The following is a 16,760-nucleotide window of genomic DNA, read 5'->3' on the forward strand; positions in this document are numbered from 1 at the left end:
TCTATTGTTCTTGACGATTTTATAAGTGCTTTTTAGTTAATAGTAATTATTACTTCGTTTGAATTATTTCTAGAAGAATTCCCTACATGCAACGTATATTTTCCAGGTTCAACAGTCCATTTTTTGTTAGTCACATTGTAGTATGCCAATTCTTTTACAGGAATTTTTACTGTAACCAGTTGCTCTCCTCCAGCTTTAACCCCTACTTTTTGGAATCCTTTTAGCTCTTGAGCAGCACGACTGATTTTAGAATCAGATTTAGTTGCGTAAACTTGCACGACTTCTTTTCCGTCGACTTTTCCAGTGTTTTTTACCGTTACTGAAACTGTAATTGTTTCGGTTGGTTTGTATTCTTTTTTATCGGTTTTAGCCGAATCAAAAGCAAATGTGGTGTAAGACAATCCGTAACCAAAGGGATAAAGTGGTGCAATTTTTTTGGTATCAAACCAACGATACCCTACCAAGATTCCTTCAGCATATTGCACCGTTTTGTTTCCAGGGAAACTATTCGTAGCATGTGCAGGAGAATCCATAATGTTTTTTGGCATGGTCCAAGGTAATTTCCCAGAAGGGTTAATTTTTCCTAACAATACATCGGCTAAAGCATTACCACCTTCAGAACCATTGAACCAACTCCATACTAATGCTTTGGTATTTTTGGCTACCTCCTGAATATCAAACGGTGCCCCAGCTACCATAACTACAATTGTTCTTGGATTCACTGCTAAAACTTTTTTAATCAATTCTTCTTGACCAAAAGGCAGTTTCAAACTTCTTCTATCCGAAGCTTCAGTTTCGTAATCGCGGTTAGAACCGGCAAAAATGATGGCTATATCAGATTTTTTGGCAGCATCGATGGCTTCTTGTAATTTGGCAGGGTCTAATTGGTCAATAGTCACAGGACCATTCAAGGTGATGTCTCCTAATTTTCCTTTATTTTTTTCGTCATAACGTTCCAAATAGCCTTCGGCATAATTGATTTGGATAGCAGACGGCAATCGGTTTTTCAAACCTTCTAGAGGTGTAATTTCTCTTTTGGTTTTTACCCCAGCACCAAAACCTCCTAAAGCATTTTTCTTGGTGGCATTGTTTCCGATTACAGCAATCGATTTAACGCCATCTAGTTGTAATGGCAAAGCGTTATTTTCGTTCTTTAACAACACTATATTCTCAGAAGCAATTTTGTAAGCGTCTTGATAATGCGCTTCGGTTGCAATACTTCCTTTTACACGGTCTTTACCACCCATTGCTTTGACTTGGAATAAAGTGCGCAAAATTCTTTTGATATGTATATCGATTTCTGCTTCAGAAATTTCGCCTGCTTTTACAGCTGCTATTAATTTATCAGCTAAGAAAAATTCATTGAACGGTTTTGGTGTTCCCATCTCAATGTCTAAACCGCTCTTTAAAGATTTTACTGTAGTGTGAACTGCCGCCCAATCTGAAACTACAATCCCTTTGAAACCCCATTCATCACGCAAAATTTTATTGAGCATATAGTCGTTTTCACATAGGTATTCGCCTCTGAACTTGTTGTAAGCTCCCATAATGCTGTATGCTTTTCCTTCTTTGACAGCCGCTTCAAAAGCGGGTAAATAAATTTCACGAAGCGTACGCTCGTCGATTTGTACGTCTACAAAATCACGATTAGTTTCTTGATTGTTGGCAGCAAAATGTTTAACACAAGCCATCACATCATTATCTTGCAATCCTACCACCATAGGAACCGTCATTTTTTTATTCAAAAAAGGGTCTTCGGTCATGTATTCATACGTTCTTCCTCCCAAGGGTGTTCGCACAATGTTTATGGCTGGCGAAAGCAGCATGTCTTTGCCTCTAGCTCTCAATTCTTGCCCTACACTATTACCGAAAGTATAGGCCATTTCTTGATTCCAAGTAGCGGCCAATCCACCTGCAGCAGGATAGTACGTTGCAAAATCATTCGTCAACCCAGCGGGAGCCCAATTATCTCGTGAAATTTCTTCGCGCACACCCAATGGACCATCGGCCATTTTCAGTTCTGGAATACCCAAACGAGGTACGGCTCCTGTAGAAAACATACTATTGCCGTGAAGCATGCCTATTTTTTCTTCTAATGTCAATTGCGATAGTAATGCATTGATTTCTGTATCATACTCAGTCCCGATTTCCTTTCCTTCATAGATTTTGGTATCGGCTGTAGCAACATTTCCTTCATTTTTACAAGAGACAACAGCCATAAAAGCAATTGCAGCTGATAAGTGAATTAGTTTCTTTTTCATAGGTCTATTTTTTTGTTTTTGGATAGTTAAAAATTAGTTTCTAATCCTAATTAATGATTAGCGTTTCACTAATTTTAGCAAGAAGACATCATTCTCACGAAGCTCAAAATCTCTCGTTAAAATCCCTTTGGCATCAACAGAAACTGTTGCCGTTGCTATGGGTGCTCCATTGTTGTTTTTCTTTAATACATCGACTTGTTGTGTAGTCAATTGTTTGGGTTGGTTCATGGCCAAATAATCGGTAAAGACATCATTTTGCTTGTAACCCACTTTATAGACTTTTAAATCGTATTTACCTTCTTTCAATCCAGTCAATTCCACCTTTACTTTACCTTTCAATTTTGCAGGCAAATCTTTGATGTAATATTGTTGGTTGTTGATGCTATTTTCTGGAAGTGTATATGTGTAATCCCAAAATAAAACTTGAACATCTCCCGCTTCATTTTTGGTAGTCCATGAAGAAGTATCAGTATTTTGGAGTGTAGTTGTTCCTAATTGGTTCAAAAAAGCATACGAAAAGTAGGCAGGTTTTTTTATACCTTGTGTGTTCAACAATCCAAAACCTCCGTGAAAAGGGGTAAATCGAGGACCCGCTTCTTCAAAAATATCGGTAAAAACCCAATACGACATGGAGTTTGCAGCATTCCCCACTTGTTTTAATTTTTGAAGAATATAGGCCGCCGAGTGATAACTATCGTGAATAGGATCGGCGGGTGTGTAGGACGAGCTCCATTCAGTGTAATGCAGCTCTAATTTTGGCATAGCCGAACTAGCAATCTGCTGACGAGAGGTGATTACTTCACCACTTATGCTCGATTCCTCTTTATTCAACACTGTTCCTGAAGTACCAAATTCATCCAAAAAACCTTGCTTTACCCCATAAGTATGGGTCGAAATAAAATCTAATGGCACTTTATTTTTGGCACAAAACTCAATTGTTTCTGGAACCCAAGCCGCACCTGCTGTAGCGGGTCCACCTACTTTATAAGCTGGATTTACACTTTTTACTGCGCGAGCCGTGTATTCATACAATTTGAAATATTCCTCTTGTGTGCCTGACCAAAAACCAGGAGATAAATTAGGCTCATTCCAAACTTCAAAATACCAAGTTTTTACTTCCTCAACACCGTAACGATCTGTAAAATGTTGGGTTAAGTTGCGGATGAGCTCTTCCCATTTTTTATAATCTTTTGGAGGCGTTACATTGCCTTTCCACCAAAAAATGGTTTGACTTCCACTGGCCAAAGCCGATGGCATAAAACCTAATTCGACAAAAGGTTTTATTTTGATACTCAAAAGAAAATCATACAAAGCATCGATATATTGATAATTGTATTCTGGATTTCCTTTCGAATCTTCCCGATACACTCCCATATCATCGGTTAACAAACCATGCATTCGAATGTACTTGAAATCGCACTCTTTTTTTACCATTGCCAATTGCTGTTGCCAATCGGCACGCAAACCCTCATTGGCACGACCCGCTCCAATACATTCTTTGAACATGGTATTCGTTGCTCCTTCTGTTTTATTATAATCGACTTTTATGGTTCGAATCACAGCAGAATTTTGACCAAACAAACTACAATTGTTTAGAAATAAAAGAATAAATGCTATTGCTGAAAAATGCTTCATATGAAATTATTTTTTCAATAGTTGTATCAATAAACTCAACCGTTTTTAAAAACCTAACGGGTTGAATTTTCAGTTATATTTTTTTAAAACGCACGGCACCACCACCTGCACCACCTAAATTCAAAGTAAGTACATCCGAAGCTTTTACGGTTTTCTTTGAAATCGCTACTCCTTCAGGATTGTTTTTTTGATGGGTTCCTTCAGCATCTACATAAATCTGCGCTTCATAAGTTGCATTTGGGTCTAAGAATGATAATGAAACTTCTACTTTTCTTGGATTTTCATTGGTTAAAGTTCCCAAATACCAATCGGCACTGTTTCTATCTTTTCTTACAGTTGTGATGTATTCTCCAATTTTTCCCTCTAGCACCTTCGTATCCTCCCAATCGGTTGGAACGTCTTTTAAAAATTGTAAAGCTGGTTTTCCTTCGTAGTTTTCGGGAAGATCGGCCAGCATCTGAATTGGAGAATAAATGGTAACATACAAAGCCAATTGCTGCCCCACCGTTCCTTGAATTCTTTTGCCTGGATAACCTTGTTTTACTTCTACATCAAAAATTCCGGGAGTGAAATCCATTGGTCCAGAAAGCAATCTCGTAAACGGAATAATACTTAAATGATTAGGCGGATTCCCTTCGCTCCACGCATTGTATTCCTGTCCTCTTGCGGCTTCTCTGGAAACCATATTCGGATACGTACGACGCTCTCCAGTATCTTTGATGGATTCATGATACAAAACAGCCAAATCATACTTGGCCGCTTTTTCTAAAATGTATCTGAAATAGTTTACTCCAAATTGGCCAAAGTGCATTTGTTTCATATTCAATTTAGAACCTACGTGACCAATTTTAACCGTGTGAATGCCCAACTTTTTATACAAAGCAAAACCTTCATCAACTTCTTTTAAGTAGTTTATTAAGTTAGAACCTGTTTCGTGATAGCCTATTAACTCAATGTTCTTTTGTTTTCCGTAAGCCACTACTTTCTCTAAATCGAAATTGTCTGCATTTTTTGTAAAACTGAACATGTGCATGCGGTTTTCATACCAACCGGGCGTCCAGCCTTTGTTCCAACCCTCAATCAATAAATGATGAAAGCCTTCTTTGGCGGTAAAATCAATATATTCTTCGGCGTGTTTTGTAGTTGCTCCTTGTTTCTCACTTTCCCAAAAAGTGTATTTCCCGATGTGCATTCCCCACCATATTCCTAAATATTTATAGGGTTTGAAATAGGTATTGGTATTTTTTAATTTGTTGGGTTCATTCAAATTCAAAACCAAGTAAGACGTAATCAAATCTCCAGGTTGTTCACCAATTTGAATCGTTCTCCATGAAGAAGTAAAGCTGTCTTTTACGCGCACTTTTACCCCATCTGCCCAAGGCACCAAATCCGATTTTAGCTCGGTTCCTTTGGTATTGACCAAAGTCATGCTCGCAAAATCTATCAGGTTAGCTTCGTGAAAACTCAATGCCAACCCACTTTTACTTTCGATAGTTAAAGGCGTTAACACCGTGTCTAACGTACTTACCGGTGCATCTTTGAACAAATATTCGTCACGGTTTTCTCTGTTGGCAGGAATCCACCAAGCTTTTCCATCTTCTTTTAGATTGAAAGTTGTTTTTTCATCCATAATGAAAATACTGTCTTTCACTTTTTGTTTGGGATATACGTATCTGAAAGCGATTCCGTCATCAAAAGCACGAAACTGAATTTGTAATTTACGTTTGTTCCCTGTTTTTTGTTGTAAATCGACTACTAACTGATTGTAGTGATTTCGGATATTTTTCTTTTCTCCCCAAACTTGCTCCCACGTTTCATCAAAAGAGGATGTTTTTACATTTTTAACTTCAAAATTAGAGCTGAAATCTTCATTCCCTTTCAATAAAAACCCCATCGCTGATGGTGAAATCACTTCGGTTTTTCCGTGAGAAACGGTATATTTTGGAGCATTATTTACTAACTCAAATTTTATTTTGTTTTGACCTCCAGGCGAAGCCAATTCATAGGATGTTGTCTTTTTGCCTTGTGCATAACCCATACTAAGGGATAGAAGTACGGTAGATAGGAGCAATTTATTTTTCATTGTTTCATTATTTTAAGCAGTTAAATTATCGAGAGTGGTAGCAACCAAGAACCACCCTCGATCTAAAAACCAATCCAACTTATTTATTTTATCCACTCGGTTTTGAAAGTGGTTTTTCCGTTTAGTGCATTTGAGGTGACTTCTCCCTCGTTTCCTTTTTTAACAACTGTTATCGTTTCTACGGCATCTGTTCCTGGTAAGAAAACTTTGGCTGTAGCCGTTGTAATAGCATCAGAGGCATATACTTTTAAGGTCAATTTGCTCCAATCCATATCTTTGGTAGATTGTGCCAAAGCAATATGAGGAATCGCGGCTCCGTCTCTTACCAAAACTACGATAGGTACTTCGCCCGCTTTAATCTTATGCCATCCTCCTTGGTATACTTTTTTGGTTTGATAATCGATCCAAGTTCCTGCTGGTAAGTATACGTCTCTTTCGGTCACTTCTTCAAACAATGGAGCGACCAACATACTTGACCCAAATAAGTACTCATTATCGACCAACCAAGCTCCAGGATCATTTGGATATTCTACAAATAAAGCGCGCATCATAGGTAATCCTTTTTGTGAACTTTCTTTGGCTTGAGCATAAATGTAAGGCATCAATTCGTAACGCATATTGTCTGCTTTTCTAAATCCTTCTAAGAATTCTTTACTGTACAACCACGGCTCTCTTGGAGGCTCGCCGTGACTTCTAACATGTGAGGTAAACATTCCGAATGGTGCCCAACGGCGGTATAAATTTTCTGGTGATTTGGTCGCAAATCCACCCACGTCGTGACTCCAAAAACTGAATCCGCTTAATCCTAATGACAATCCACCTCTCAATTCAGCCGACATCGCTCCATTTGTAGTTTCGGCATCACCTCCCCAATGCAATGGATAGCGCTGGCTCCCAGCCCAAGTGCTTCTGGCCCAGATTAAGGTATATCCTTTTTCTTTTTGAGTAACCTCGGCCACCGCTTTATTGTAACGCAAAGGATACAAGTTGTGTTCATAAAAACCAGTACGTCCTGAATGATAAATTCCCTCTGGTGGTGCTGCTTCTCCAAAATCAACTTTTATCACTCCCACACCTTGATCAAACAAATGTTTCAATTTGGCTTGATACCAAGTTACCGTTGCTGGATTAGAAAAATCTAAAACCGCATCTTCATAAGGAAGATTGCCTTTACGGTCTCTAACGGCAAGATTTTTATCCATAATTTCGTTGAACAAGGTATTCTTTGGTGTAAAATAAGGCAATTGCCACAAGCATACCTGAAAACCATCTTTTTTCAAATCGCTCATCATTTTTACAGGATCTTGAAAACGCGCTTTGGCAAACTCATAATTGTTTCTCCAATCAACATCGAACCAGCCCGTATCAAAATGAATTACATCGGTAGGTATTTTGTAAGCACGCAAATCCTTAGCTACTTGTCGGCCTTCTTTTTCTGAAAAATATGTAATACGACTCATCCAAAACCCAAAAGACCATAGTGGAGGCATTGCCGCTTTTCCTGTCAGGTTGGTGTATTCGTCTAAGATTTCCTTTGGTTCACCAATGAAGAAAAACAAATCCGCTTCGTCATCACCAATGTACATTTCGTTGGCACTAGCATAATATTTTCCAAAATCAACAGTAATGGGAGTAGAATGATGCATAAAAACTCCATATCCACGGCTGCTCATATAAAACGGAACGGGTTTGTACATGGTTTCGTTTTGAATTCCATTGGCATCATCTGTCCATAAAACAACTTTTTGTCCGCGTTTATTGAATTGGGTAAATGATTCTCCACAGCCAAATATTTTTTCATCAGGCTCTAAGCTAAAAGCAGCGCCCATACTTCTAGAATAATCGCTGTTTCTGCGCACATATGAAAAAGGAAGTGTTGGCGTGTAGGTATTTTTAAAATCAGTATCATGTAGTGTACTGGTGAGTAGTTTCCCTTTTTGGTCATAAATTTTCACATGCCAAGGCTTAGACAAAATTTCTACAGCCCCATAAGGACTGGTGTATTTGAAACCGCCTTCAATTTTTGAAAACTTCCATGACTCCGGATGATTTGGAGCCACGCCATTAATTAACATCAACGACTCTTTTTCTGGATGAAATTGTGGTCCAGAAGTCATTTTGATTCGCAAGGTTCTGTCTGAAACAAACTGAATTTGAAACGGTAATTCTGGTGCCACCTCATATTCTGTTGCAGGAAACTCATTAGCAGGAACTACTCCTGGTTTCATCATCATGTTATTAAACGCCTGACGCGTTTGATACGTATTTCGGATGTATTTAATGGTTCCTTTTCCTGTGGCTGGATCAAAATTGGTCAGCTCATCAGCAAAATAAAAAGTATTGAGATAATTCTGGAAATCTTTGCTGATGTCTATTGGTGCATTCAGTACGTCCGCATTTTGAATTTGAGCTGAGGCTTTTGGCATCAAAACAAATCCAAGCACGGCCATCGAAAACAATGCTTTTAGTGATGTTTTTTTCATTGGTTAATAATTCTTGATGTTAGTTTTCCTGCGAGGTTTTCAAAACCTTGTAGGTTTGCATTTTTATTATCTTTTGCTAATTAATAAATACCTACAAGGTTTAGAAAACCTTGCAGGAACTGTGCTTATTCAGTTGATATTACTATTGTCGCTTGTTTAAGTCCATTCGCTTTGGCAGTCAATTCTAGTTTATCGGATGTAGTACCTGATTGAATAATCACTAAGCATTTTCCAGCCAAAGCCGTATGTTTTGTTCCTTTATAAGATTCATGACTTACGGGATCACCACTACAAACGCCAACAATCTTTCCGTTTCCTTTTAATGAAAAATGGATTTCATTTTTGGCATTTGGAGCCAATGTTCCTTTTGTGTCCAAAATCGAAACGGTTACAAATGACAAATCGTTTTTATCTGCTTTGATGGTACTTCGGTCAGCTTCAAGTTGTAGTTGATAGGGATTTCCTGCTGTTTTGATTTCTTTTTCTAAGACTACTTTTCCGTTTTTACGCGAAACCGCTTTTAAAGTTCCTGGCAGATATGAAATCCTCCACATAACATGCAAATCGTCTGTTTTTTTACTTCTAATCCCTACAGATTTTCCATTTAAGAACAATTCAACCTCATCGGCTTTGTTATAGTACGCCCAAACATCAACCTTTTGTCCTACTTTCCAGTTCCAATGCGGAAAAAGATGCAAAACGGTTTGGTCTGTCCATTCGCTTTGGTACATATAATACACGTCTTTGGGGAAACCCGCCAAATCAACAATTCCGAAATAAGAACTGATTGATGGCCACTCATAAGGCGTTGGTTCACCGATATAATCAAAACCGGTCCAAATGTACATCCCAGATAGGAAGTCATGTTTTTTGATAATTTTCCAAGTCGCTTCATGTGTAGAACCCCAAGGAGCTTGAACTTGGTCATACGATGAAACGGTATTTCCAGGATTTCCTTCCGTAAATTTAAGATCCCATCGTACAGGCCATTTTTTTAGACTATCCGAAACAGTATCATAATATCCTCTAGTGGCTAAAGCCGAAGTTGTTTCGGTAGCAATGAAAGGAATTCCTGGGAAATTCTTCTGATGAAATGCATAGGTTTGATGGGCATAATTGTATCCAATAATGTCTAATGCTCCCGAAGCAGCAATCGTATTGTATTGCACCTTTGCTTTATCAAACTGTAATGTCACCTCATCAATATTCATATTTACAGGTGGATTCATTGCCGCTGTAATAGGGCGAGTCTTGTCGTACTGACGGGTAATGGCTGCTAGTTCTTTGGCTATTGTTGCTCCACTTTCGTCCCATTGTTGTGGAATCTCGTTTCCGATACTCCACATAAAAATACTGGCGTGATTACGATCACGCAACAATTGATCAATTAAGTCTTGCTTGTGCCATTGGTCCCAATCATTGCCATAATCAAATGGGGTTTTGGTTTTCTTCCACATATCAAAAGCTTCGTCCATGACAATAAATCCCATTTTGTCACAAAGATCTAAAAGCTCAGGAGCTGGAGGGTTATGGGATGTTCTGATACCATTGACTCCCATATTTTTTAAGATTTCTAACTGGCGTTCAATAGCGCGTGTGTTGATAGCAGCGCCCAAAGGACCTAAGTCATGATGCATGCAAACACCTTTTATTTTTACTTGTTTGCCGTTCAAAATAAAGCCTTTATTTGCATCAAACTTAAAACTCCTAACCCCAAATTGGGTGGTATATTGATCCACAATTTTATCGGCTACGGCTACTTCTGTGATTGCGGTGTACAATTCTGGAGTGGCAACAGACCATAAAATTGGGGCATCAATAATTGTTTTTTGTTGGATAGTTTGTCGGCCATTTGCTGCAATCGTGATATCTTGGGTAACCGAAGTTACTTTGGTGTCTTCCTTATAAATAGTAGTAGTGAGTGTTGCTTTTTGAGCGGTTCCATTTTGATTTTGCACGGTAGTTTCAAGCTGTACCGTAGCTTGTTCATTGGTTACTTTTGGAGTGGTAATATACGTTCCCCATTGTGCAACGTGCAATTTATCTGTCGTTTCTAACCAAACGTTTCTGAATATTCCTGATCCAGAATACCATCTGGAATTGGGTTGTTTTGAATTGTCAACCTTAACAATAATTTCGTTGTTTTGATCTCCGTAATTCAAATAAGGAGTAAGTTCATATTGAAAACCAATGTATCCGTTGGGACGTTTTCCTAGATAATGCCCGTTGATCCAGACTTGGCTGTTTCGGTACACACCATCAAAGGTAATTGTGGTTATTTTGGTGCTATCTTGAGCAGCGACTTTAAAGGTTTTTTTATACCAGCCTAAACCTCCGGTAAGCGCTCCACCACCATATCCTGCTGGGCTTTTTTCGTCAAATTTCCCTTCGATGCTCCAATCGTGAGGCAAATCTAAACTGCGCCAAGCAGTAGTAGTACTGATGGTATCGTTGTCTTTGAAACTATCGTTTAAATGAAAACTCCAATCCGAATTAAAAGAAACCTTTCGATCGCTAAAAGCTTCGCTTTTTTTTCCACAAGCTCCAACCAAAAGCATACCTATGAGTAGGACAAGTAATGGACTGCTTTTATATTTTCTTTTATTCATGACCTGAATGTGTAATGAAATTATTGTTTTATCACTGATATAAACATACCGATAAGTGGTTTCATTCACTTATCGGCTGTTCATTCAAATAAAAACGTAACTAACTTAAATAATTATTTTGCAATTAAATGATAAATCAATACTTGCCCATCGGCTCTGATGGCGGCATAACTCAAGGTTGTAGCCGTAAGCTCTACCAATCGAACATTTGAGAAACTAAAGCCTGAACTCCAACTGTTTGCTGGCCCCGGATGTAACATTTCTAAACCTCCATTAAGAATAATTCTATCATTTGTAAAATCGGCGGTTCTGTTATAGCTAAAGGTTCCTTTTTTAGTAGTTTTAGTAGTAGAATTAACCTCTGTTGACGTTTGTACTACGGTAACATTATAGCCTCCATTTAAATTAAAAGTAATTTCTCCCCAATCTTTGTCTTCGATTCCAGCCCAAGAAATATCTGAGAAATTAGGATACCAATTCCAATCTCCACCAACTGTGCTGTTGATGTACCCAGGACCTACAAATTCCATAGGCGCCGACATTTTTAGTATCCAAGTTTTACCCTTCACACCATTGGTTAGTAAATCCCATTTTGGATCACTAAATAAGGTTAAATCATTTTGGCTAATCACTACTTTTTTAGGTTCGGCCACTACAATTCCACCACGAGTATAGGCTGTGAAGTTTACATAATAAGTTCCTGCAAATGGCAAAGCAATATCTGCTACTTTGTTCGTATTAAAATGCCCCAATTCATTACCTAAAGCATCGGTATAACTCCAATATGGAATAACATCCATATCCAAATTCTCTAAGGTCATGGAGTTGCTTTTGGCAGTTACCGTAAATTTTAAGTCTGCCGCAGTTTTGGTTATGGCAGGCAAGCTATTTCTATCCTCTACTGGCTCGCAAGAAAACACGGATCCTAAAGTTATTATAGCTACTAATATGTGAAGTATACGTTTCATAATCGTTTGTTTTTTGAGTTAATTACCAACCTGGATTTTGTGTCATCGCACCGTTTGAAAGTAGGATTTGAGATTGAGGCAACGGAAACCAACCCAATGTTTCTGTTCTGAACGTAACATTAAATGTTGTTCCTGCACCTGTATTATCGATAGCAGCTTTTGCTACATCTACACCTTGTCTAAGCAAGTCGAAATAACGAAGGCCTTCAAGAGCTAATTCTAAACGACGCTCTTCCATAATATTGGCTTTTGTGGCCTGAACTCGATGGGTTGTATCTTTGTAAGCACGGTCGCGAACTCTGTCTAAACAAGTTTGGGCAAAAGCAAGATTGGTATCCAAGTTTAACTCAGCAGCCATCAATAACACATCCGCAAAACGAATTACTGCATAATCTTGTACGTTGTCAATTTGGAAGTTTCCTGTTCCGTGTTCATTGGTTACAGGACAATATTTTTTCCAAGCATAACCTGTGTATTGACGTTGTTCTCTAGCCACAGGATCGAAACTTAACCCTTCGCCAGCAAAATCAATAAACGAAGCGGCTTTTCTGGTATCTCCAGTGCCATACGCATCAACTAATTTTTTATTTACTGTTGCACCTCCCCAACCTGTGCCGTAAGGGCCTATGTTTCCACCACGAGGAGCGATAAGTACTTGAAAACGGTTTCCTTCGTGAAGGTTCCAATCGCCTTTTCCTGATCCGTTGAATCGTACAGCAAAAACCATCTCCGTATTGTCTTCACCAGCAAATTGACCGAAAGAAGCTGCTAACCAAAGTTTAGCATAATCTGCTACTAAACCATGTCCGCTATTGTTTACTGCATCATTGATGTAGGTAACCGCTTGCGCTTTAGAAACGACACCTGCTAAATCTGCTTTTTTATAATATCCTGTGTAGAATAAAAACGTTCTTGCAAGATAAGCCTCAGCCGCCCATTTGGTGATACGACCATAATTGGCATTTCCAGTTTGAGAATAATTTTCGGTTCCTAAATTATCAGCAGCAAATTTCAAATCACTAGCGATTAATTTATAGGTTTCCTCTGTAGAACTTCTAGGAGAATAATACTCGGCTGTCTTTAAAGTGTGATCTAAAGCCACGATGTCTCCAAACATTCTGGCCAACTGAAAATGGAAATGTGCTCTAAGAAATCTAGCTTCGGCTTCGTATTTGGTTTTTAATGCGGTATCAGTTCCCCAATTTACTTTATCCAAATTTTCTAATAAAATATTGGCTCTATAAATTCCTTGGTAACCCGTTTTCCAAGCTGTAGCATTCATGTCTTTATCCGTAACAAACAAGAAACGATCCCATTCTAAATCTCCTTGCCCATCGGCAATTCCGTATCCTCCAAAACAGTTATCCGAAGCAATTTCGCTGGTAAGTAACGTATTACCATAGCCTTCTCTTTGTAGAATATCATAAACCGCTACTAATCCTTGAAAAGCATCTTTGGGTGAGGAGTAAAAATTCTCCGTAACTAATTCAGTATACGGTTCATTCTCTAAGAAATCATCAGAACAAGATCCCAGTGCAAACAAACTTGATACTGCGAAAAGATATATATATTTTTTCATGACTTTTAAAAATTAAAAATTAACATTAAGACCTAACATGTATGTTCTAGGTTGAGGATAAAATCCAACATCGATTCCTTTCGCCCATGATTGGTTAGAATTTCCAAATCCAATCTCTGGATCCATTCCTTGATATTTGGTAAAGGTGAAAAGGTTATTGGCCGAACCATAAATTCTGAATTTGCTGAAGAAGCCTAAGTTCTTGGTCAATTTTGTCAAATCGCAACCAATAGTTATACTTTTGATTCTAAAGAAATCCGAATCTTGAATGTACAAATCAGAGAATTTAGTGTAATTCCCGTTAGCATCTGTTCCGTAAGTCATTCTTGGAATTTTGTTTGAAGTTCCTTCAGTAGTCCAACGGTCTAAGATAGTAGTAGTAAAATTGTTGTAAGCACGAGTATAATCATGAACTCCAAAAGCATTTTGACCACCCGCTACTCCATAGGTATAGATTGAAAAATCAAACGCTTTGTACGATAAGTCCATACTCAAACCATAAGTAAAGTCTGGGTTAGGGTCTCCAATTTTAGTTTTATCATTAGCATCGATTTTTCCGTCACCGTTCAAGTCGACAAAACGAACATCTCCAGGTACCGCATTAGGCTGAACAGAAGTCAACTCTGAGGTATTTTGAAAAATTCCGTCGGTTTTTAATCCATAAAAATAACCGATAGGTTGCCCTACTTCTACACGATTCATTTCGTCTAATCCTTGGAATAACAAATTAGATTCTCCATGAATAATGCCTTCGGTATTAGCAATTCGCAATACTTCATTTTTATTGAATGAACCATTGGCGTTTACTGAAAAACTCCATCCATCACCAAAAGAAGTTCTGTATCCTAATGCCAATTCAAAACCTTTATTGCTCACGTCTCCACCATTAATAAATGGTGCTGCTGCTCCTGCAATATCTGGTACCGATGCTTGTACTAACCAGTCTTTTGTAGTTTTATCATAGTAATCAAACGATATCGTAAGCGAAGAAAACAAAGTCGCGTCGAATCCTAAATCTAACTGCTCAGAAGTTTCCCATTTGATGTCTGGATTTTCTAAAGCATCTGGGCTCGCTCCAACTTCTAAAGCTGTTCCTCCAGTTCCAAAATGGTAGTTTTTATCATAAGTACTAATCGTTGACATATAAGCAAATCGTTTGGCAAATTGATCGTTACCGTTTTGTCCCCAGCTCGCTCTAACTTTTAAGCTTTTCAATACTTTGTTTTCTGGGAAAAAGCTCTCTTTATCTACATTCCAACCTGCTGAAAAAGCGGGAAAAATTGCATATTTATTATTAGGTCCAAATTCTGAAGATCCGTCTCTACGAATGGTCGCTGACAATAAATATTTGTTTTGATAATCATACAAGAAACGACCAAAATACGATTGAATAGAATAATCTGTTCTATTACCCGCCACTGTATTAGACGTTTGATCCGTTGCATTACTCAAATAAGCATATTTAAATCCTTCGCGAGTTAAGTTTCTTCCCGTTGCACTTACATAATCGGAAGTGTTGTCTTTGGCTGAAGTACCAATCAAAAGGTCAAAATGATGTGCATCATTTATAGAAGCTTTGTATTGTAGTGTATTTTCGAAAATCCAACCCAATCCTTTGTTCGCACTTTGATTTACACTAGAAACATCGTTGTTATTGTTCGATGACAAACGGTAGATTGGAGTATAAGAACGGTAGGTGCTATTAGTGATATCTACCCCAAAGCTGGTTCTGAAAGTGAAGTTTTTCAAAAATTTAGCTTCTGCAAAAATATTCCCTACGTAGCGGTCAATTTTATTTTCGTTGAAGTTGTTGTAGTATAAAGCACCAAGCGGGTTACTAACATCTGCTGAAACTATAGAATTAGCAAAACCTCCATTTGCATCATAAGCAGCATCAATAGGTGCAGCATTCAAGAACGCTCTAATACTGTTATTGTAGATTCCGTCATCTGAAATTCCGCTTCCTTTAATGTTAGCAAAAGAGAAGTTCTCACCAATTTTCAAATGACCTTCGATGATTTCTGAAGTTGAGTTTACATTAAAAGTGATACGATCATATTTGGACTGATTGGTTTGACTACCAATTATACCGTCTTGACCATAATAAGAAATACCTGTAGCAATAGTTGATTTTTTGTCTCCCCCTGTTATCATCAAAGAGTGATTTTGTTTTATAGCTCCCTCATTGAACAAATAGTCTTGCCAATCTGTATTTGGAAAAGCTGCAATTTGTGATTGAGAATACAACGGCGCCATACCTGAGTTTACTCTTCCTTCGTTGATAATGGTAGTATACTCTTTAGTATTCAATAAATCCAAACGTTTGGCAATTTGTTGGAAACCTGTGTAACTGTTAAATGACACATTCATTTTTCCATCTTTTCCTTTTTTGGTGGTTACCAAAACTACTCCATTTGCGGCTCTTGCTCCATAGATAGAAGCCGCTGCTGCATCTTTAAGAATATCTACCCTTTCTATTGAAGAAGGATCCAAATACCCAATTCCGTTATCGATTACCACTCCATCTACCACATAAAGCGGAGAATTATTTCCTGCGGTACCTACCCCACGAATGTTCACTACCATTCCTGCTCCGGGCTGACCAGAAGTAGAAGTAATCGACACCCCTGTACTTTGCCCTTGCAAAGCATTAACAACATCTAAGCTGTTTACATTTTGAATATCTTTTGCGCCAACTACAGATGTGGAAGCAGTAGATACTTTTTTCTTTTGAGTACCGTACCCAATAACAACAATCTCCTTTAGTTCGGCAGTTTCTTGCTGAAGATAAATATCGATATTGGTTTGATTGTTTATGTTTACTCGTTGGGTTCTATACCCTACAAAACTTACTAATAAGACATCATTTGGTTTGGCATTAATTTTAAAGGTTCCATCAAAACCAGTACTAGTGCTAGTTTTTGAACCTTGTATTGTAATACCTGCACCAGAAACTTCTAAATTATCGTTTGAAGTGTATACTTTTCCTGTAACAGAAATAGTACGGTCTTGTGCATAACCAGATTGTAGCATAAAAATGCTCAATAATAGCGTCATACAAAAGGAAAGCATTGTCGCTATACCATAATTTCTTTTCATGATTTTTGAGTGATTGGTTAATTTTTTAATTTTCAAAGGTGTT

General features: G+C 38.0%; 8 protein-coding genes. All 8 read right to left on the reverse strand.

The window, feature by feature from the left end:
- Positions 1–32: 32 nt before the first annotated feature.
- The 8 genes from FLAVO9AF_RS11065 to FLAVO9AF_RS11100 all read right to left on the reverse strand — a co-directional run bounded on the left by FLAVO9AF_RS11065 (position 33) and on the right by FLAVO9AF_RS11100 (position 16,717).
- Positions 33–2,261 (reverse strand): glycoside hydrolase family 3 C-terminal domain-containing protein, encoded by a 2,229-nt coding sequence (locus tag FLAVO9AF_RS11065; protein WP_159688434.1) that lies wholly within the window; start codon positions 2,259–2,261, stop codon positions 33–35.
- A gap of 57 nt (positions 2,262–2,318) precedes the next feature.
- Entirely contained in the window at positions 2,319–3,896 is a 1,578-nt protein-coding gene (locus FLAVO9AF_RS11070; protein WP_159688437.1) for a glycoside hydrolase, read from the reverse strand.
- A gap of 73 nt (positions 3,897–3,969) precedes the next feature.
- On the reverse strand, positions 3,970–5,979 hold the full coding sequence (locus FLAVO9AF_RS11075) for a glycoside hydrolase family 97 protein (RefSeq protein WP_159688440.1): 2,010 nt from the start codon (positions 5,977–5,979) through the stop codon (positions 3,970–3,972).
- Between the two features lie 83 nt (positions 5,980–6,062).
- Positions 6,063–8,462 (reverse strand): alpha-xylosidase, encoded by a 2,400-nt coding sequence (locus FLAVO9AF_RS11080; protein ID WP_159688442.1) that lies wholly within the window; start codon positions 8,460–8,462, stop codon positions 6,063–6,065.
- Positions 8,463–8,587: 125 nt separating this feature from the next.
- Positions 8,588–11,071 (reverse strand): glycoside hydrolase family 2 TIM barrel-domain containing protein, encoded by a 2,484-nt coding sequence (locus tag FLAVO9AF_RS11085; RefSeq protein WP_159688447.1) that lies wholly within the window; start codon positions 11,069–11,071, stop codon positions 8,588–8,590.
- A gap of 113 nt (positions 11,072–11,184) precedes the next feature.
- Positions 11,185–12,039 carry a hypothetical protein gene (locus FLAVO9AF_RS11090; RefSeq protein ID WP_159688451.1) on the reverse strand — a complete coding sequence of 285 codons (855 nt, stop codon included), beginning with the start codon at positions 12,037–12,039 and terminating at the stop codon, positions 11,185–11,187.
- A gap of 22 nt (positions 12,040–12,061) precedes the next feature.
- Positions 12,062–13,618: a RagB/SusD family nutrient uptake outer membrane protein gene (locus FLAVO9AF_RS11095; RefSeq protein ID WP_159688454.1), complete on the reverse strand. Its 1,557-nt coding sequence runs from the start codon at positions 13,616–13,618 to the stop codon at positions 12,062–12,064.
- 12 nt (positions 13,619–13,630) lie between these two features.
- Entirely contained in the window at positions 13,631–16,717 is a 3,087-nt protein-coding gene (locus FLAVO9AF_RS11100) for a TonB-dependent receptor (RefSeq protein WP_159688460.1), read from the reverse strand.
- Between the last annotated feature and the right edge of the window lie 43 nt (positions 16,718–16,760).

Source organism: Flavobacterium sp. 9R (assembly GCF_902506345.1).
Classification (GTDB): domain Bacteria; phylum Bacteroidota; class Bacteroidia; order Flavobacteriales; family Flavobacteriaceae; genus Flavobacterium.